The organism is Burkholderia sp. MS389 (assembly GCF_016899425.1).
Taxonomy (GTDB): Bacteria; Pseudomonadota; Gammaproteobacteria; order Burkholderiales; family Burkholderiaceae; genus Burkholderia; species Burkholderia sola.
The window spans coordinates 2532093-2553431 of the sequence record NZ_CP045995.1 but is presented as its reverse complement, the minus strand read 5'-3'; the positions used below and the strand labels follow the sequence as shown (position 1 = coordinate 2553431).

9 protein-coding genes are annotated in these 21339 nt (G+C 66.0%); all 9 read right to left on the bottom strand.

All coding sequences use genetic code 11. The features are described 5' to 3' along the window. Window positions 1–67: 67 nt before the first annotated feature. The 9 genes from GJG85_RS27840 to GJG85_RS27800 all read right to left on the bottom strand — a co-directional run bounded on the left by GJG85_RS27840 (window position 68) and on the right by GJG85_RS27800 (window position 21273). The gene (locus tag GJG85_RS27840; RefSeq protein WP_124631231.1) at window positions 68–868 is read right to left on the bottom strand and encodes a hypothetical protein; all 801 of its coding nucleotides are present in this window, start codon (window positions 866–868) and stop codon (window positions 68–70) included. Window positions 869–958: 90 nt separating this feature from the next. After that, window positions 959–1891, bottom strand: coding sequence for a hypothetical protein (locus GJG85_RS27835; RefSeq protein WP_239468956.1), 933 nt, complete (start codon window positions 1889–1891; stop codon window positions 959–961). 551 nt (window positions 1892–2442) lie between these two features. Continuing rightward, window positions 2443–3693 (bottom strand): IS256 family transposase, encoded by a 1251-nt coding sequence (locus GJG85_RS27830; RefSeq protein WP_204384099.1) that lies wholly within the window; start codon window positions 3691–3693, stop codon window positions 2443–2445. Window positions 3694–3720: 27 nt separating this feature from the next. Further along, window positions 3721–4188: a VENN motif pre-toxin domain-containing protein gene (locus tag GJG85_RS27825; RefSeq protein ID WP_235356339.1), complete on the bottom strand. Its 468-nt coding sequence runs from the start codon at window positions 4186–4188 to the stop codon at window positions 3721–3723. A gap of 101 nt (window positions 4189–4289) precedes the next feature. After that, on the bottom strand, window positions 4290–4553 hold the full coding sequence (locus GJG85_RS27820; RefSeq protein WP_124595223.1) for a hypothetical protein: 264 nt from the start codon (window positions 4551–4553) through the stop codon (window positions 4290–4292). A 254-nt stretch (window positions 4554–4807) separates the two neighbouring features. Beyond that, window positions 4808–16222, bottom strand: a complete 11415-nt coding sequence (locus GJG85_RS27815) for a filamentous hemagglutinin N-terminal domain-containing protein (RefSeq protein ID WP_239469002.1) — start codon at window positions 16220–16222, stop codon at window positions 4808–4810. A gap of 154 nt (window positions 16223–16376) precedes the next feature. After that, the gene (locus GJG85_RS27810; RefSeq protein ID WP_124554501.1) at window positions 16377–17297 is read right to left on the bottom strand and encodes a peptidyl-prolyl cis-trans isomerase; all 921 of its coding nucleotides are present in this window, start codon (window positions 17295–17297) and stop codon (window positions 16377–16379) included. A gap of 11 nt (window positions 17298–17308) precedes the next feature. Beyond that, entirely contained in the window at window positions 17309–19135 is a 1827-nt protein-coding gene (locus GJG85_RS27805) for a ShlB/FhaC/HecB family hemolysin secretion/activation protein (protein WP_204384095.1), read from the bottom strand. Then, window positions 19135–21273, bottom strand: a complete 2139-nt coding sequence (locus tag GJG85_RS27800) for a filamentous hemagglutinin N-terminal domain-containing protein (RefSeq protein ID WP_239468955.1) — start codon at window positions 21271–21273, stop codon at window positions 19135–19137. The genes GJG85_RS27805 and GJG85_RS27800 overlap by 1 nt, the downstream gene beginning before the upstream one ends. Between the last annotated feature and the right edge of the window lie 66 nt (window positions 21274–21339).

Here is a 21339-nt window from a genome sequence, read left to right as displayed (position 1 = left end):
CCGCTTTTTCTTCAAGCACTGCCGGATTCGGAACGCGTATCGCGACGATCCTGCAGGCGCGTCAACGTTATTTCGATGCCGTGGCCGTCGCGGTGGCCGCAGTCGTCGTCAATGCCGTCGAAGCAGCAGCAGTGGCCGGCGCCGGCGTACGTGCCAGATCCCGACCGATCAGGTCCGCGACCAACTTCTCGCACGACTTGATCCCTTCCACCGACTTGTCGAAATTCTTCTCGAGATCGCTGAAGCTGCCGTACTTGTAGGCAAAATCGCTGTCGACGTGGACGCTGTTCGCCTTGATGTCGTAGCCGCACGCGAACGTCTTGTAATAGAGGTCCTGCTTCGTCTTCGCGTCGAGAATGCGCGCGCGGATGACGACCCACGGGACGTAGTCGAGCTGGTTGGGCGGCGAGATATAACCGAACGACGTGAACCACACGTTCATGATCGCGTCCGCGTCGGTCTGGATCGCCGAGTAGTCGTCCGACTTGCCGTCATCGGCGAGCTTCACCTTCTGGCCGTCCAGCTTCACGACCTGATAGCCGTTGCCGGTGAGGCGGCCCGCCACGCCTTCTGCAATGTCCGGCGCGAACACGATCTTGCCGGCCGCGACGTGATCCGTATAGGTGCTCGTATGGCTTGCGTTGACGGCGCCTTGCGCGAGCGCGCCGATCAGCCCGAACCCGCCCGCCGCGCCGCCGAAATTGACGACCGCGACACGCTTCGGCTCGATGACGTCGAGCATCGCGATCGAATGCAGGTTCTGACGCGCTTCGGGTTTCATGTCGGTATTCGGCACCGTGGCGCAGCCGGACAGCAGCGTCACGAGCAGGCCGCAACCGAACAGGGTGGCTTTGGAGGAGTTCTTCATTGGATCAGTGGCTTTCGTTGTTGACGGAACGTGTTCATCGGGCCGTCGCACACAGCGCGTCGACACGCCGTGTGCGGTTCGGCCGTGCGTTTATTGTTTGATCACCTGACCGTACGCGATGAAGCTGTAATCAGCCGCGCGCAGCACGTAGAGGATCGATCGCTTGAAGCCGTTGGTTCCCGTGATCGGCACGAACATGATCGCGGCGCTGCCCGACAGCGGAACGCCGGCCGGCAGCTTGCAGCCCGTCGATGCGGAGGCCGTCACCGTCATGTCGTACATGTTCTGGTTCGAGCCGGGCGTGGAAAGCAGCAGCGTGCCGCTCAGGTTGCAACCGCTCAGCGTGCCGGTCAGCGTACCGCCCGATGCAATCGCGAACGACGCGTTGGTCGTCGCCCAGGTGCCCACCACGCTGTCCTGCGTGACCGCAAGTGCGTTCGCGGCGTTGTAGGTCCACGTGAAATTCGACGCCGTACCGTTGCGGGTGATCGTGCCGGACAACGTCTGCTTCGGGCTGTATGCGCCCGAGCCCGAATCGATCTTCGTGACGATGCCGCTCGTTCCTGCAAAGTTGATACCCGGCGCGAGCGACCACGTCGAACCGTTGACGGTCAGGGTCGAGAAATCGTCGGACATCACGAACGATCCGAGCAGGTTGAGCGTGCTCAGGTTGTTGTGCGGATCGACCAAGGCGATCGTCGAGTAGCCGAGGTTGCCGGACGCCGACCAGATCCCGACCGGGCCGGTTGCCGTTGCGGCCGTCGAACCGGTTTGCGGGGTCGTCAGGCTGGGCAGTGCCTCGCCGACCGTCACCGGCTGCGACGATGCGACGGGGGCGCTTGCGGGGGCTGCCGCGAGCGGTGTGGACGCGACGGCCGGTGCGCTGGCTGCGTTATTGGCGCCGCCGGTGTTGGCGGGCGTGCCGCTGCTTGCGTTCGACGAGCCGTCGCCGCCGCCGCAACCGGCGACGACGAATACCGAGATTGCGGCTGCCGCCAGCAGACAATGGGAATGCTTGTTCAATTCAATCCTCGATTTTTTTGATGCGTTTTTTTAGTGGTCTAGATTCGAATCGCGTTACTTTTCTGGTGTTTTGTGTGGGCCTCCTCGAGCGATGTTGGATGCTTGGTGTGATGTGTTGGGGAAGCGCGATGAGAGGGGCGTCGGTTGCCGGATAGTCGGCACGGCGGGTACGAGCGTGGAGGTGTGGTCGTGCGGGAACGCGCACGCAGTGGTGAGAACCCCGTGCAGCAGTAGGCATGCTGCGGCAAGGCAAAAAGCGCAGCGCGCGCAGCCCCCGGTGCCTGCGCGCCCCATCGAATCGGTGCATCCCATCTTCTGATACTGCGCACGGCTTCGACGGCCGGGCGCCCCCTCGTTATCTGGTCGTGTGGTTTGGTTGTATGGCGCTGGTAATGCTTTTTTTGAGCTACCGAAGAAGGTAACGGCGGTGGGGGGGATTTCTTTAGGGGGCTTTGTCGAGGGGATTTTCTAGGGGCTTTGTTCCGGCGCTCCGTAAGCCCTCTCGCTCGGCGGGGGTGTCAGGATTTCCGTGTTCAAGGCGGGTTGAGTAATTACACGGAAGGCCGGACGAATCGATCTGCGTAAAGGATAGCGAATTGGTTCATGGCGGTCTTCCAGTCATGAGCTGCACTACCCCAATTCGCCGTGATGTTGCGCAGGGCCAGCCAGATGAGTTTGGTGGCTGCCTCGTCGGTCGGGAAGTGCCCGCGGGTCTTGATGATCTTGCGCAACTGCGAGTTGATATTTTCAATCGCGTTTGTCGTGTAGATGATCTTGCGCACGCCCGGCGGAAAGGCAAAGAACGGGATCACGCGATCCCAGGCGTTGCGCCACGCGCTACTGACGGTTGGGAATTTCTGACCCCACGGACCATCGGCAAACGCATCGAGTTCGGCCTGGGCCGCTTCCGCGCTGGGCGCGGCGTAGATCGGTTTGATCGCGGCGGCCAACCCTCGGCGGTCTTTCCAACTGGCGTAATCGAGGCTGTTGCGGATCAGATGGACGATACAAGTTTGCAGTGTGGTCGCCGGAAACACCACCGCCAAGGCCTCGGGCATACCCTTGAGACCATCGGTGACAGCGATCACGATGTCGTGAACGCCGCGCGTCTTCAGGTCATTGAACACCTTCATCCAGAACTTGGCCCCCTCGGTGTTCTCGATCCAGAGGCCCAGAATGTCACGGGTGCCGTCGGGCAGCACGCCCAGCGCCAGGTACACCGCCTTGTTGCGCACGACGGCGTCTTCGCGAATCTTGACCCGAAGGGCGTCGAAGAACACGACCGGATACATCGGCTCAAGCGGTCGGCCCTGCCAGGCAGTCACTTCGGCCATGACCTCGTCGGTCACGGAACTGATGAAGTCGGGCGAGACCTCCGTGCCGTATTGCTCCAGCAGGAAGCCCTGAATCTCGCGCACGGTCATGCCCCGGGCATACATGGCAACGATCTTGTCGTCGAAGCCGGTGAAGCGCCGTTCGTGCTTGGGTATCAGGATGGGTTCGAAGCTGCCGTCGCGGTCGCGAGGCACCTCGATGCGAATCGGGCCGTCTTCGGTCAGGACAGTCTTGGCACCTCGGCCGTTGCGCTGATTTGTGGCGTTGGCCGGCTTGGCCGCACCGGCAGGGTAGCCGAGATGATGACTCATCTCACCGCTCAGCGCTCGCTCGATCAGCGCCTTCTTGAGCGCCAGCGTCGCGGCATTGATGGCTTCGGCGGTCATCGGACCGTTGCCAAACTGCTCAAGCAGTTCGACCGGAATCGCCGGCAGATCCACCGGCTGGGCTTTCGATTTGCGAGGCATACACTCTCCTTGAGAGCATGTTATGCCTTAAACACGAAATTCCTGACAGGCCCCAAACCCACGCTTTAATTCAATCTGTCGATCGAGAAAATGCTTCACTTTCAACAGCATGTCATTTTTCGGCCCAACATGCTGCATCGCGTTGTTCCGCGCCTCGCTCTGTGCAGCCGTCGTCCCGGCCATCGCATTTCGTCCAGCAAGACGGGCAAGACCGCCACCAGCGAGTGTCGCCAGTGCGATGATTGCAGCGATCTGCCCTTGATTCAATGGCGCTCCGCTCGGATCAATGGCGTCAATCACTGCCGGCGACAGCACCGCGCTCGTCGCGCCCCCACTCGCCCCATTGGGGCCGAATTGTGCGCGAGCATGACGACGGACGAACCAGCGCGCCGAACCCGGCACCGCTTCCGCGCCGAACATGTCGTGGTGCACTTTGCACCGCACCGGAAAGCCTTGCCCCGCTTGGCTTTCCGGCCGGTCGACAGTTTCCGGCATCGCTCGTTACACTTTTTCGTGCACCGCCTCAAACCCAATACCAGCAAGGCTTGCAGCCCGAGCGGCACGGGTTTTGGTACGTGCGTCATGTCTGTGCCATTTCAAGGGGAGATTTCGATGACGATCCATAACGAGCAATTGACCAATTGAGCAATTCCACAGCCGCGCCAGCCAACCGGCAGCACGACCAACATCGCATCATTGCCGATGCGCGACTCCGGCGTGCGATCGACGGAATTCGGCAAATGCACTTCGACGAGGACGTGCGCCGCGAAGTAGCGAGGGGGATCTTCTAGCGGCCGCGCCTTTACGCTCGCCACGCCATAAAGCACAAACCCGGCACGTGGCCGGGTTCGTCTCAACACTGTGGATTTTCATTTACTCGGCTTCGTCGGCAAAGCCATCCCCATTTTTCTCGCCGCTTCTGACAGAAAGTCCGGATGTGCTACCTGCTGCTTATCGAGCACAAATTCCAACAGCTCGTACGCGACTCCGTACTCGCCGTGGTCCAGATACTCGGACACATCACCCCTGTCCCTGTCCGGTATTTTCGACGCGACTAGATCGAGTGCCCTCCGTAGCAAACTCTCAATCTCGTTAAAGTTCGGTCGCTCCACAGTCATTTCGGGTTCCTCGGAACGTTAGTCGGGTATGCGGTTACTATGCCGCCCCCCTTGCTTACAGGTTCAATCACGACGCGAATATCGATGCCATCGCGCGTGCCGTTCTTTACTATCCGCCCATTAGATTGAACCGTCTCCGCAATAGCCGGGTCAGTCGCAATGTCAGACACGTCATTCATGATTTGCGTAGGTGACCAACTCTGCGGAAATGCCGACTTGCCGGGAGCGCCGGGCCAGAGGTGCCCACCGCCAGTGGCATCGCCGTTCAATATATGGTTTGTACGATCAGGCGACGCCAAGTTTACACCGCCCGTGTTGCTGGGCATTCCCGCAGGCGGCGTTCCCTTCCCCGCCACAATAGTTTCACCGGCCTGTTCTTCATCAATCGGCCCGCCACCTTGCGGCAGAATCTGATGCGTGTACGTGTGCTCGTTCAGTTTTTGCCGATCTTCACCGCAGTGATGGCCATCCGCACATGTATTGTTCAGCGTCTCGTTCTGCGCCGCCGTCATCGCGGCCAACGCGTTCTGTCCCAGCAAGCCCGCCGCTGCGCCTCCGAGCAACGAGGTCGCCGTCACGATCGCCGCAAGCTGTCCCTGATCGGTGACGCCCTGTCCGCCCGTCGCGGCCGTGGCGATGCTATTCGCCGTCATCGCCGACACGGCCCCGCCAATCGCTCCACTTGCACACCCCGTTCCCTTCGCCGCCGACAATGCGCATCCCAATCCGGCATGGGCCAATACGTATCCAGGACTCCCGGCTGCGAGCATTGACGTGTTGTCTGTGGAAGCAACACCGATCGCACCTGCGCCGACCATACCGAGATCGCTGATCATGCTGTTCGTAAGCGCACTGCCGAAGCTGCCTCCGGATACTGCCGTATTGATTGCGGCCGACACGACGCCGCGCTCAACAATCTTCTCCAACACCTGGCCGAGTTGCCCCATCGAAACCGCTCCACCGGTTCCGATTGTTCGACCGAGATCCTGCAAACCCTGAAGATTAGCAAGACCCGTCCCAGCCATGACGCCGGCCGTCAATGCGCCGAGCGCTCCCGCCTGGAGGATCCGCCCGAAGTTCAGCCCATCCCCCGAAAACGCTTGACTGGTAATGCTTCCAACCATGCCGCCAAGTGCGCCGATCATTACCGAACCGACCGACAGCTGCGTCATCACGACGCCCGCGGCGGCAGCGGCGGCGCCCGCCGTCATGATCGACGCTGCAATCGCGATGGCCGCGATGGCAAACGTCGGCAGCCCGCCGCCCTCCTGCACGAAGTCCGAATGCAGGTGATCACTGACTGACGTCTGCGTAAAGTTCACGCCGAGTTGCTGCTGCAGGTTTGCGAGTGCCTGCTGCGTACCTGCCTGATCGACCGTGCCGTCTGCATTCAACTTCTGCAGCGCTCCACCAATCTGGTTGAGCGTCTGCACGTTCAGGTCCATGTTCGCCGCACTCATGAACCCACCGGGCTGCACCACCGTCCCGGTCGTTTTCAGATACCCACCATCGACCTTCTGCCAGATCTCGCCGACATCAACCTGATTCGCCTGGTTCGTCAGCGTGTGCGTGTCGACGCTCAGCGTCCCCGACGCGGTGATGCTCCCCGTATTGAGAATGCTGCCGTTACCGTCCTGATTGAACTTGAGCGTGACATCCTGACCGGAGATGTTGCCGCCCGCCGACAGCGCCTGCGTGTCCTGCGGCAGATACACCTGCGGCATCAGCGCGGTAATCGTCGGGCACGTCGCCGCTCCCGTCGCATGACACGTCGGGTCCGGCACCGTCTGCTCGACGTACCACAGCATCGGCTTGTCGAGCGTGTTGATCTGCTCCTGCGTCAGCGCCGCGCCCAGTTGCAGGTCATGCGCCTTCGAGTAATCGATCGCGTTCTGGTACAGGTACATCTTTTCCTGTGCCGTCACCGACAGGTTTTTCTCGTTGTCGTACGTCAGCCCGTCGACGAAGCTCGACTTGCCGGTCTGCTTCAGCGCCGCCTGCTGCAACAGCAGGTCCTCTTCCTGCGGGTTGTAATAGAACAGCGTCGACGACGGCTGCAGCGCCGACGGCAGATTGTTCAGCAAGTCCTGCGGCCCGAGCGAGCCGAGCACGGAACCGCCGAGCGACGCGTCGACGTACGACGCAGCGCCCGCGACCGGTGTCGGCAGCTTGCCGGTACCGACGGCACGAGGCACCGACAGGTTCAGCCCCGGCAAGTCCACCGGGCTCAGCGAAATGACCTGCGACGGCGCATTGACACGCGGCGTGTAGGTGTTCGCGGTCGTGATGCCGTTGATGAGCTTCTGGCCCGTCAACGACACATACGTGCCGATCACGTTGCCGACGTTCTGGATCTGTCCGCTCGACGAGATCGACAGGTTCGGCGCCTGGATCGTCGCCGCGATGTTGCCGACCGGCGTCGGCGGATCGATGGTACCGCCCGTGCTCGTGTATGCGCTCCCGTACAGCGCCTTGCACTGCTCCGGCGTGCCGCACGCCCAGATGTCGTGACGCTTGTCGCTGCTGAACATGCCGGTTTCCTGCACCCAATGCGAGTGCCAGTAGGCATTCAGCACCTGCGCCTCGTTCACGACGGGGCCTGCGACGGCGATCGTCGCGTTGTTGCCGGCCGCGATCAGGCTGCCGATGTTCGTCAGGCTGCCCGCGTTGATCTGCAGGTTGTTGCCCGCGCTGATCACCGACGAACTGCCCGACTGCTGGTCGACATAGCCCTCGCAGTAGCTTTCCTTGTAGCCGCCGGCTGTCATGCAGCCCGAATATTGCTCGTGCTTGCCGTAGTTCTCGTGAACCGGCACGGGCGGCGGCAGATTGTTGGTGATCGCGCCCGATACGTTGAGCTTGATGTCGTTGCCCGCGACGATGTTGCCGGACGTGTTGTTCAGGCTCTGTGCCGGCGTGGTCGATCCCGCGGTCGTGCCGACACCGCCGATGACGATGTCGTGGCCCGCGAGCAGGTTGCCGTACGTATTGTTGATCTGGCCGGCTGCGATCACGAGATCGTGGCCCGCATAGATCGTCGCGTCGTTCTGGCTGTAGCCGAACGTCGTCGTGGTCGGGTTGTTGCCGCGCGGTTGGCCTGCGTTGCCGCAGGCGGAGTTCGGCACGCCGGATGCGCAGCCGACCTGGCTCGCGTAGTTCTGTTGGTTGCCGCCCTGGTTGGTGAGCGTGCCGGACGTAATGGCGACGTTGTTGCCGGCATACAGCAGACCCTCGTTGGTCAGATCGCCGCCGCCGACCGTCAGGTTGCTGCCCGCCGCGATCATGCCGGTCGGCGTCGTGAAGGTCACCGTGCCGGTAGTGGCAGGCGCAGCCGCGCCCTTGTTGATCTGGAACGCGGTCGGCAGATAAGACGGACCCACCTGGCAATAGTTGCCCCCGTCGCAATTGAACGCGCCGGTCGGGTTGCCCGTGCCCTGGACCCCGATCGTTCCGAGCGCCGCCAGCTGCGCCAGAAAATTCGCGTACTGGGCCTGATCGACATAGGTGGAGCTGTTGACCGTCATGGTCGGCGCAACCGCGCCGTTGCTCAGCGACTGGACGTTGAGCGCGATGTTGCCTTGCGCCGCGATCTGCCCGCCTTTATTCGACAAGGTGCCGGCTGTCAGCGAGATTGAGCCGCCGGCGGAAATCACACCCGATGTTCCGGCTTGCTGGTTCGTCGCCGTCTGATAGACCGTCGGCAATGTGAACGTCGCGGATTTGAGTGCGCCGGCCTCGGGCCCCGTTCCGACGAACCAGTAGTTCGAATACTGCGAAACGCCGTGGTCGTTGATACCAGTCAGGACGCTGTACTGATTGAACGTCACCGTGCCGGATGTCGCGACCGGGTTGGACGCCGACAACAACCCGCTGTTCGTGGTCGAGCCAGTCGGCGCCAGCAGGCCACCCAGCGTCGCGGGCGACGTCTCGTAAGCTGCGGATACCGTGTGCTCATGGCCAGAGGTCTTTTCGTAGCCGGCCGTCACCCAGCCCACCGCCCCTGACATCAGGAGCGCCGGGTCGCTGACCTGCGTGGTCGTCGTGACGGCCCCCTGCGGCGCAGTCTGATCGTTGATCACCTGCGCCGCGGAGATGCCAATGTTCCGGCCGGCGAATATCGAGCCGCCCGTATTGAGCAGCGAACCGCCGAGATTGAAATTCGCGTCCCCCTTCGACTGCGTCGTCGCACCCTGGTTGTCATAATTCCCGCCGTTCACGGTCAGCACACTGCCCGCCTCGACCGTCCCGCGGTTCGTCGTATCTCCGTTCAGCGTCAACGCGTTATCCGCATGCATCACCGCCCCGGCCGCATTATTCAGCGTGCCGTTGAACGTCACATCCGCCCCGGTGACCTGCCCGTGATTCTCGAAGCTGCCGCCTGCCGTCAGCGTCAACGGCGACGTCCCGGTGATCGTGCCGTTGTTCGTGATCCCGTTCAGCCCCGTCAGCGAAACGCTCTGCCCGCCGTAATTCCACGTGCCGCCGACATTCACGTACCCGGCCGTGATCGACAGGTTGCCGCCCTGGCTGATCGTCCCCTGCGACGGATCGAACGCCATGTTGACCGCACTGATCCCCATGTTCCGTTGCGCGAGCAACTGTCCGCCCGCGTTATAGAACGCGCCGTTGCCGCCATTGATCGTCAGCGACACGTCGCCGGTCGCACCGGTCGCGGCCTTCGGGTTGCCGGCAAAAACGATCCCGTTCTGGTTGTTCAGCGTCCCGGTATTGACGTTGAGCGCGTTCACCGCCATCAGCGAGCCACCCACGTTCGTCAGCGCGCCGCCGACGGTGACGTTGGTCGTCGTCCCGTTCACCAGCCCGGCGTTCGCGAAGCTCGATGCATTGATCGTCGTCGTGCCGATCGACGCGAGCGACGCACCGGCCGCATTCGTCAGGTTCGGCGCCGACACGTTGAGCGATCCGGCCAGCACGTTCGCGGCGTTATACAGCCCGTTCTGCGAAGCCAGCGTCGCGTTGCCGACGACGTTCACCGCCTTGCCGCCCGCCAGCGTGAGCTGGTTCGACGCCTGCGCGGTAAGCGCGCCGCCGACCGTTGCATTGCCGAGCGTCACGTTCGAGCCGTTCACCTGCAGGTTCTGCGACGCGACGAGCGATGCATTGCCGGCATCGACCGTTCCCTGCGCGGAAACGGTCACGTTCTTCGACCCGACGGCCGAACCGCTCAGCGTGACGTTGCCGCCCGACACACCCAGTTGCCCGGCCACGATGCTGTTGCCGGTCAACGCGACGGTTTGCCCGGCATGCACCGTCGCGTCGCTGTTGGCCGACACGCCCGCGACCGACACGTTGCCGCCGATGCCATTGACGTCGACCGTCCCCATCGAACCCACACCGCCCGTGAGCGACACGTTGTGCGCGGCCTGAACCGCGACATTGCCGCCCGACTGCAACAAGCCACCGAACGACACGCTGCCGGCTGTCGACTTCGCCGACACGTCGCCGACCGCGGTGGTCGCACCGAGCGACATGTCGCCGCCGGACACCGCCGTCAGCTTGCCGGCACCCTGAATCGCGCCGAGCGTGATGCTGTTTCCGGCATTGACGGCGATGTCCTTGCCGTACGTCAGTGCCGCGCCGCCGCCGAGCGCACCGCCCGCGTTGATACTGGCGGCCCCGAGACCGAACAGCGCGCCGCCGAGCGTCATCGCACCACCCGACGTCAACGTCGTATCGCCGTTCACGAGCCCGCCGGAAAGCAGCGCGAGTCCGCCGCCAGCATTGGCCCGCAAACTCCCGGTCGACACGACCGCGCCGCCGACGCCGAGATTGCCCGCCGTCGCAGTCAGCGTCGCGTCGCCGGTCGCATTGATCGCGCCCGCGACACCGAGGCTGCGTCCGGCCGTCACGTTCAGCGCACCGCCGCTGGACGCCGCACCGATACCCGCATCGCGCGCGGCCGCGATCGTCGTCGCGTTGCCCGACGTCACCGCGCCGTTCACCATCACGTCGCCGGCGCCGTTGTGGCCCTGCGCCCGCAATCCGATCGCGCCGCCCGCCTGCACCGAGCCGGCCGACAAATCGTTGCCGGCGGTCATCGCGAGATCGCCGTTGGTCGCGACGTTGCCTGTCACCGCGATATTGCCGCCCGCGGTGACGCTCGCCTGGTGCGCGAACGCGATCGCGTCGGCCGTCACCGAGCCACCCGCCGTCAACGTGCCGTTTTGCTGTGCGCCGACGCCTGCGAGCGTCATGTCGCGGCCCGCGTTCAGCGAAGCATTGCCGCCCGCGACACTCTGCCCCGTCACAGCGATGTCCTGTGCGGCGCCGACGTTCAGGTTGCCCTGCGTCGTCAGGCTCGTCGCACTTGCGTTGCCGCCCGAAGCGGTTACGGCGAGATCGCCCGCCGAATTGACCGCCGACAGCGCGACACTGCGCGCCGCATTGATCGTCGTCGTGCCGCCGGTATTGATTGCGCCCGCAACGGAAACGTCTCGTGCGGCTTGCAGTTGCATCGCGCCGAATGCGGTGGCCGCTCCGCCGAGCGTCACATCGCCGCCGCCGGCACCGCCCTTCGCCGTGACGTCGAGATTGCCGTTGACGGCCTGAACCGTGCCGAGCCCCGCATTGTTGCCGCCCGTCACGTTGACGGCCGCAGCTTGCAGCGCACCCGTCAGCGCGACGTCGTGCGCGGCATCGAGCGTCGCCGCCTGGGCGAATGCCGCGGAGCCCGCACCGTTGATGTCGCGGCCCGCGCTCAGCGTGCCGTCGCGTTGACCCGCCAGTGTCCCCGTCAACGCGATATCGCGGCCGGCCTGCACGTTCGTCGACTTCGCCACCGCAATCTGGCCGCCGAGTTGCGTATCGAGCCCGGACAGGCTGCTGAACGCACCCGCGGTCGTGGTCGCCCCCGTGAGCATGACGCTACCGTTCGTGGCGGTTGCCTTCAGATCGCCGTTCGACTCCACGCCGCCGTTGACCGTCACGTTACGTTGCGCGGTCAATGCGAGCGCATCGCCGCTGCCGAGTGTGCCGCCGATCGACACATCCCGCGCCCCCGTCACGTTCGCCGCCCCCTGTGCGGACGCCGCACCCGTGATGCCCGCATCGCCTTCGCCGGCGTTGCCGTTCGCCGTCAGCGTCAACGTGGTCGACGACGACGCATCGTGCAACGTCGCGTTGTTCCCGCCCGTCACCGCGATCGCGGCCGCCTGCATGCCGCCGGTCAGCGCGACGTCATGCTGCGCCGCATAGTTCGCGGTCGCGGCAAACGCCTGCTTGCCGCCGCCGTTGATGTCGCGCGCGGCCGTCACCGTGCCGTTCGCCTGTCCGACCATCGTGCCGTTCAGCGTGGCATCGCGGCCGGCCGTCAGCGTCGCGTCGCCGATCGCGCTGGTGCTCGCGCCGAGCGACAGGTCGAGGCCGGTCGCGATGGCGAGCTTGCCGCCGCTGTTGATGCCGCCGGTCGCGTTGAGGCTGCCTTGCCGCGCGGCCAGCGCCGTATCGCCGACCGACTCGATCGCGCCGCTCACGGCGATGTCCCGCTGAGCGGTCACGCCGACCGTCGAACCGCTCGCAACCTTGCCGCCGATCGCAACGTCGTTCTGCGCGAATGCCGTGATCGCGCCCGCGGCGGCGACCGAACCGTCGATGCGCAGATCGCCCGCACCCGTTGCGGTGTTCGTACCGTTCGCGCGCAGCGCGATCGTGCCGGTCGACTCGACGTTGTTCACGGCCGCATTGCCGGCCGCCGTCACGCTGACCGACTGCCCCTGGATCAGCCCTCGCTGCGCGACATCGCGCCCGGCTTCGAGCGTCGCCTGCTGACCGAACGTCAACGTGCCTGCGCCGACGATGTCGCGCGCCGCATTGACGATGCCTTGTCCCTGCCCGGCCAACGACCCGCTCACGTTGACGTCGCGTCCGGCCGCGAGCGTCGTGTCGTGCGACACGGTCGTGTTGCCGCCAAGATTGATGTCGCTGCCTGCCTGCGCGTCGAACGCACCATTGCTCGCGATCGCACCGGTCGATCCGATACTGCCGGTCGCCCGCAGCGACGTGTTGCCGGCCGACTGCAACGAACCGCTGATGCCGATATCGCGCGCGGCGGCCAGCACTACGTCCGCGCCGCCCGTCACCGCACCGGTCACGCTCAGGTCGTTCGCCGCGCCGAGCGCGAGCGTCGACGCAGCCTGCACGTCGTGCAGCGTGGCCGAGCCGCCGGCCGTCGTCCGCACGTTGCCGCCGCGCAGCGAGCCGGTGAGAGTCGTATCGCCGCCGGAACCGACATTCGCCGCGAGCCCGAACGCAACGGCGGCCGCACCGTCGATCACGCCGCCGGCGTTCAGCGTGCCGTTGCCCTGCGCGACGACGGAGCCGTTCATCGTCAGGTCGCGTCCCGCGTTAACGGTGAGGTCGCCGAGCGACGACGTCGAGTGCGTGCCCAGATCCACCGACTGCGCGGCGTTCACCGACAGATTGCCGCCCGACTGGATATTGCCGGTGCTCGTCAGCGAACCGGCCGCATTCGTCAGCGCGACGTCGCCGTTCGACTGGACCGTCCCGCCGATCGACGTATTGCGGCCGCCGCCGATGACCAGGCCGCTTGCCGTGCGCAGCGTGCCATTGACGATCACGTCGCGCGCCGCGTCGATCGTCCCGTTCGTCAGCGAGTTCACGTTGCCGCCGATCGAAACGTCGCCCGTGCGCGTCGCAAGCCGAAGCCCCGCGTTGGCCTGCACGTCGTTCAGCGCGATCGAACCGGCTGCCGTCATCGAGACGGCGCGCCCCTGGAACGCACCGGTCACGCCGATATCGCGCCCCGCGCTCAACGTCGTGTCCTGCGCGAAGCCGCTGGTGCCGCCGGCGACGATGTCGCGCGCGGCCGTGAGCGTCGCGACACCCTGCCCGGCCAACGCGCCGCCGATCACGAGATCCCGACCGGCCGTGGCGGTCACGTCGCCCGTTACGGTCGTCGCGCCGGTCAGCGAGACATCCTGCGCGCCCTGCACCGTCAGCGCACCCGCGCCGTTCAACGTGCCGGCCGACGCGACGCTGCCGCTGGCCGCCGTGATCGCGAGATCGCCGACGGCCTGCACGGTGCCACTGCCGCCGACGATCACGTTGCGCTGCGCGGCAAGCGCGACCTGCGCGCCACCGGCCAGCGTGCCGTTCACGACGACGTCGCGTGACGCGCGCACGTCGGCGGCGCCGAGTGCCGCCGCGTTGCCGTTGAATACGACGTCGCCGCCGCCGGCGTTACCGTTTGCCGTCACACCGAATGCGCCGCCCGCCTGGACCGTCGCGAGATTCGCGCTGTTGCCCGCGCCGACCTGCAGGCCATTGGCGAGCAGCTTGCCGGTCAGCGCGACGTCATGCGCGGCATTCAACGCGCCGTTCTGGCCGAATGCGATCGAACCGCTTCCGGTGATGTCGTTGCGTGCGCTCAGTAACCCGTTGCGCTGGACGATCACGACACCGGACGTATCGACGTTGTGCCCCGCGTCCACGCGCGCGTCGGTCCCGACCATCAGCGAGCCGCCGAGCGACGCGTCGCGCGCGATATCGGCGGCGAACGTCGTTCCGCTCGCGAGCGACCCGCTCACGCTCAGGTCGCGCCCCGCCTGCACGCTGACCGCGTTCTGCGCGGTCGCCTGCGACGCGACGACGGTGTCCTGTCCGGCCGTCAGCGCAAGATCGCCACCGCTCTTCACCGTCGCATGCGTGACGACGTTGCCCTGCGTCGCCGTCAACGCCAGCGCGCCGGAGGTCTGCAGCGCCGCGTTGACCGTCGCATCGCGTTGCGCGGTCGCGCGCAGCGTGTCGCTATTGGTCTGCCCGTTCACGTTGACGTCGCGGGCCGCCTGCACGGTCGTCGCGCCGGTCACGACCGACGTGCCGTTCAGGTTCACGTCGCCCGTGCCGTCGGCGCCGCGCGCGGTAACCGACAATGCCCCGCCGCCCTGTACGTCGCCGAGCGTGACGTTCGTGCCGCCCGCGACCGTCATGTCGCCGTGCGCCTGTGCATTCGCGACGTTCACGTTGCCGCCTGCCGCCACGGCGAGCTTGCCGCCGGACTGGATCGAGCCGGTCGACGTCACGTCGCCATTCGCGTCGATCGCGTAACCGCCGACCCCGATGTGCGTACCGGTCATCGACACGTTGCCGGCGCTATGAACCGCCGCCTGCTGCTGCGCGGCCGAGCCTGCGACCGATACGTCGCCGTTCGCCGACAGCAGCAAGTCGCCTGCGTTCGCGGCGAGCTGCGCGTCGGATCGCACCCCCATCCCCGCCGCGGTGCTGACCACCTGGATCTGCCCGGCCGTCATCGCGCCGAACGCGGTCGCGTCGATCGCGAGCGAACGATTCGCGCCGCCGTTCGCGGCATTGATCGCCGCGGCGGAGTTGTCCGAGCCGTTCGACGCGGTGCCGTACGTGGTGCCGTAGGTATCGACGGCGGCCGGCGTCACGAACTGACGCCCGGCGATCACGTTGATGCGCGTGCCGGCATAGAGCGGCGCGTTGATGCCGATCGTCTCGCCGATCAGGTCGATCGTGCCCACGGTCCCCTCGATCCCCGCGCCGGGCCCGTTGACGCCGGCATTGCCTTCGATCTGCAGGTGACCGCCGGTCACGTTGTAGCCGAGCGCCTTCGCGTTCGCGAAGTCGGTCGCGCTGCCGCCCACGCCACTGAGGAACTGCGGCGCGCCGGTCGACAACGTCACGCCGATCGTGTTGGTGAAGCCGGTGCCGCGTGTCGTGATCCCGTTCGGATTCGCGATCACGACGGCCGCGGGTGCGCCGAATACTTCGAGCGGACCGTTCAGCAAGCTCGCGTAGGCATTGCCGGTCGACGTGACCTGGTTGACGATCACGCTCGCCGTGCGGCCGTTCAGGTTCGGGTTGGCCTGCACGTTGCCGCCCGTCAGCGACGTGCCCGACATCAGGCTGTTGTTCAGAATCAGCCCGACCGGATCGATGTTGAATTGCTGATACTGGTTCAGCGAAATACCGGCCGCGTTCGGCGCGGTGATATTGACGACCGGCACGCCGCCGCCTGCGCCGGTCGACTGCGTGATGGCAGGCTGAAACGAGATCGGCGCCGTGGGATCGACGATGGGCGCGGCAGCCGCGAGCTGCATCGAGAATCGGACGCGCAGCGACGCGAGATCGAGCAGCCGCTGCCATGCGTCGTCGTCGATTCGACGATTGCCCGCGCCGAGCACGCCGGCTGCATCGCGGCCCTGCTCGACGGTGACCGTGATCGGTCCGATGAACATCGCCAGCGCGAGAAGCGCGCTCGTCGCACGCTGCCACCAGCGATACGATCCCGCGACCTGCTCGACCGCGAAGAACCGCGGCGCACTTGCCGCCGACCGCGCACGTGCACCGATTCGCGCCGCACCGGCGGCGGCAAGCTGCTGCAAGGTCTTACGCTTGGACGTGTTCATCTTCTGTTGTTCGCTTCGTTTCATGGCCCCGCGCCGTACGCCATCGGCCGGCGGACCGTGGCGCCGAGCGATGCCGGGTTTCCCCGCCCGGCATCGCGTGCGTGTTCGCCGGGCGGCTGCCCGACGCTGCTACTGGCGGCTTGCTGCTTGCCGCCTACTGCTGGATCCGCGCGTTGCGGATCAGATCCGCCACGACCTGCGCGGTCGCCTTCTCTATCGCGACCTGCTCGAGTTGTTGCCGCAGCGTGTCTTTCGCCTGGTCGAACGGCGGCACCTGCGTCGGGCGCTTGTCGTCGGCACGCACGATCCAGTACGTATCGCCGACCTGCACGGGCTCGCGCGTCAGTCCGCCCTGCGGAAGCTTCACGAGCGCTTCGGCGAGCGGTTGCGGCCAGTTCTGCGTGTGGCCTGCTTCGATCGGCGTCTTGAACGAGATCCAGTTCAGCGCGCCGCCTTGCGCCGCGGCCGGCCCCTTGCTGAACTGCCGCGCGAGCCCGCCGAAGTCCTCGCCTTTCTTGAGCCGCGAAAGGATCTGCTTGGCGGTGTCCGCGTCGTTGACCGCGATCACGCTCGGCTTGTATTCGTTCTCGCCGAGCGTTGCGACAACCGCGTCGTAGCGCGCCTTGACGTCCGCATCCGTGACGGGCGCCGGCTTGACCTGATCACGCAGGTACGCCTGCGTCATCGCGAGCGCCTTCGCCTGCTCGGCGGCGGCAACGACCTGCGGCTTCGTGTCGTAGTGCTGCTTGAGCGCCGCCTGTCGAAACAGCTCGCGCGCGATCAGCTGGTTCTTCAGCGCCGCGCGCAGCGCCGGCGTATCGGGCGCCTTCGACGCGCGCACGGCTTCGTCGACCTGCGCTTGCAGGATCGGCACGCCGTTCACGCTCGCGATCGCATCGGCCGGCATCGCGGCGGTTGCATCGGCCGGTTTCTTCGCCGCCTTGGGAACCGCGTACGCGTGCGGGACGACAGCGCCGCACAGCATCGCCGCGACGAGCGCGACGCCGATCTTGCGAATCCGCGCCGACAGGTTGGGTTGCATCGCGATCTCGCGACCGTTCGACAGGCGATCCATGAAGTTCTCCATCAGTCCGTCCAGTTGAGTGTTGCCAGCAACACGCTGGCCTTCTTGCCGAGTGCGGCCGGTTGCACGAGCGCCTGCCCGACCAGCACTTCGGTCGACAGCGTCCCGCCTTTCAAACGCCATTGCGCACGCGTGCCGACACCCGTGCCGACGAGCGACGGCCAGCCGCCCTGCGCGTTCAGGTGCGTCTTGCCGCCGTCCAGAAACACGTACGGTTCGATGCGCGCGTCGTGCCATGCCGGCACGTTCTGCCAGGCCAGCTCGTTGCGCACGAATGCGCCGCTGTCGCCCGCGATCCCGCCTTCGGTAAACCCGCGGACCGAACCCATGCCGCCCAGAAAGATCTGCTCGTTGCCGAACAGCGCGACGCGGCTGTACTGCGCGCGAAGCGTGCCGCGATACGCCCAGATGGAACCGGCGAAATCGCCGAGCGTGAACTGCAGCGTGCCGGTGGCATCGAGCTTCGTGAACTGGCTGTGTGCGTCGTCGATACCGATGTCCGACGCATCGTGGTTGGCTGCCAGCCAGGGCAAACCCTGCGACACGCCGACATCCCAGGTCGCGGCTGCGCCCTGATCGCGCATGACGAAGCGGGACAGCCCGTTCAGCGCGACACGCAACACCGTCAGGTTCTGCGGCGACAACGGAATGCCGTTGAGATCGCGCTCGGTGCGCAGCTTGTTGAGCGTCACGTCGACGCTCATGCGCCCGCGCGGCGAACGCATCAGCACGTCGTTCCAGCCGAGCATCTGGCTGAACGTGCGCCCCGCGAGCAGCGCGACGTCGCCAATCGCCTGCTGGTACTCGGACATCGACGCCGTGTAGCTGAAAGTCTGATAGCCGTACGGCACCGCCGCCGACAACACGACCGCGTTCGTGTCGGTCGTCCCGACGTAGCTGAACGACAGCGATTCCTGCAGTCCGATCACGTTGTCGGCTTCGACACCGGCGCGATAGCGTGTCTTGCCGGTCTGCGAGCTGCCGTAGTTGTCGATGCCGAAATCGTAATGAAGACGGTCGCCGTAGCGGTTCGAGATCGCGACGATCGAATCGCCCGGCGCTTCGCCGGGGAGAATGCGGATTTCGGCCTGATTGCGCCGCAACCGGTTGATCTGATCGACGCCCTGCTCCAGATCGGGCAGACGCAGCACGTCGCCCGGCGTGCTCGCGAACGCCCATGCGGTGCCGGCTTCGGTCAGCAACCCGCCGCCGCGCACTTCGTACCACTTCTCGCCGGGATCGCGCGGCCTCAGCGGCTTGCCGTTCAGCGTCAACGCGGCCACGCGGCCGGGAACGAGATTGATCTTCAGCGTGCCGGACGCGAGATTCTGCGGCCCGAGGTACGCACGCGTCGTGATGTAGCCGCGCGAGATGAACGCTTCCGTCAGCCGGCGCAGCAGCAGGTTGATCCGGTTGCGCCCGAGTTGCTTGCCGATGAACGGCGCCGCGATACGGTCCAGTTCGCGCTGCCCGAGGATCGCGTCGCCGGTGAATTCGACCCGCTCGATCAGGAACGTCGGCGCGACGTCCGGCAGCGTGTCGACGTCGGCGCCCGGCGGCAGGTCGGGCATCGTCGGCTGCTCGGGCACCGCGATCTGCGCCGGCGGCTGCGCGATCTCGTCGCGGCGCTGCCGGTCGCGCTGCTCCTGCAGCAGACGCTGCGCGGGATCCTGTTCCGCACGCGGCACCGCGAGCCCGGCCGGCAGCGCGCCGAGGCCTGGAAGCGCGCCGGCCGGCGGCCCGCCCGCGAGCTGGGCATGCGCGCACGGCGACATTGCGCCGATCGTCAATGCGAGCGCGGCGGCGATGCGGTGATCCTTGTGCGACATCACAGGCCGAACCACGACACGAGACCCATGTGATTGCGGTTGCCGATCGTCACGAGATCGCGATGAGGCGGCCGGATCGTCACGACGCCGCCCGCGGCGAGCACACCTTCGGGCGCGCTGTACGCGCCGCCTTCGATGTCGGCCTCGCCGGTCAGGCGCACCTTGCCGGTTCCGCCGGTAAACACGCCACCGGTGTCGGCCGCATAGATCGCCGCCCAACGATTGCCGAACCACGCTTTCAGGTCGTGGTCGCGGTTGATCACCGTGTAGCCCGGCACGCCCTGCGCGAGCGTCTTCGGCGCGTCGAGCGTCAATGCGCCGAGCGCGAGCACGGTTCCGCCCGTGTTCGTGATCTGCGTACCGGCTTTCAGCTGGATGTCGGCGTTGGCCTCGATCACGCCGCCGAACGCCTGCACGTTCGACGACGCGCTCGCGCGGCAGAACACGAAACACGAGCGCCGATACGCTGCCTGCCCGGTGAAAACGGCCTGCGTGAGGATGTTTTCGCGCGCGGCGATGTCGATCGCGCCGCCATTCGACAGGATCGATCCGCCGATATTCGTCACGTTCGCGGCACGCACGGTCACGTTGCCCGCATCGGCCGTGATGTACGCGAGTTTCGATGCGTCGGCCAGCGCGCCATAGTCGACGGTGAAGCCGTCGCTACGATGCTTGAAGAACAGGAAGCGGCCGCCCTGCTCGGAGAAGCCGACCACCGCACCGTTCTGCACGCCGGTGCTGTGGTCGACGATGTTCTGCAGATCTCCGCCCGCGTCGATCGACACGCTCCGGTTCGACAGGATCCGTGCATTCCGGTTGACGATATCGGCGCCCGCGGTCAGCGACACATCGCCCTTCACGCCGAACAGGATGCCGATCCCCGTTTGCGGCAGCGACTGGTTCAGGATGCGGCCCGCCGCGTTCAGCGTTACCGCGCCCGCAGAATCCGGATCCGCGTCGATCGCGGTCTGCCCTTGTACCAGTGAGCCGACGTTCACGATGTCCGCCGCGCTCTTGAGCACCACGCCGCTTTGCGACGATGCCACGGTGGCGCCCTTCATCGCGTCGTCGGGATTCAGCGCGATGCCCGCGCCATTCAGCTTGACGCTGCCCGACGCCATCAGGCTGCTGCCCGTCAACGCGATCGCATCGGCTGCCGACACGTTCGCGTGGCCGCCGCGCGACTTCAGGTCGGTGTCGGTCAGCGTCATGCCGCCTTGCACGGTGACGTCGAGGTCTCGCGCGACGTCGATCTTCGTATTGGACATCTCGACGTTGCCGTTCGACGTCAACGTGAAATCCCCGAGCGACGCATTCATCGCGCCGGCGCTGCGCACGCCGGGGCCGCGGTCCGTGACGATCAACTGCACGCGCCCGCTCGTCACGCTGCCTGCGGCGGTGATGTCGATCGCGTAGGACGATGCGGTGTCCGGCTGGGTCGTCGCGGTACGCGAGAGCCAGTCGTTGGCGTTGTCGTTCGGCGACAGCCCCGTGTTCAGTTCGACACGGCTGCGTCCGGCCAGCAGGCGCACGCCGGCCGTCGCCGACGAAAACGCGTTGTCGATCGCGCCGTCGACGACGATGTTCTTCGCGATCAGATCCAGCCCGATCAACGCGCCGGCCAGGCCGCCCGGACCGACGACGATCGTGCCGGTCGACGTATCGAGCACGATGTTGCGCTGGATCACGCCGGGGGCGATCTGCAGGTCGTTGAAGTTCACGGTGCCGGTCGACAGCGCGACGTGCCCGGTATTGACGAACGATCCGCCGTTGACGGTGATGCCATTCGGGTTCGCAAGCACGACGTTCGCGCGCGGCCCCGCCACGGCGATCTCGCCTTCGATCAGGCTGCGGTTCGTGCTCGTCACCTGGTTGACGATCGTGCGCGCGTTGATGCCGGCGTTGTTCAGCGTCGCGCCGGCCGTCGTCACGTTGAACGACGAATACGTGTTGCTCGATACGCCGGCGACTGCAGGCGCAAGATTGACGAGCTGCCGGCCATTCGGCCCGATCGACACGCTCGTGGGCGTGCCGCCGTCCGCGACGATCCCCGTGGCGGCGGCGCAATGCGGCAGCAGTCCCGTTACGGCAAGGCAAAGGCACAGCGCGCGCCAGCCCCCGCTGCCTGCGCGCCCCATTGAATCGGTGCATCCCATTCTGATCCCGCGCACGGCTTCGCTGGCCGTGCGCCCTCGGTTTTTTGG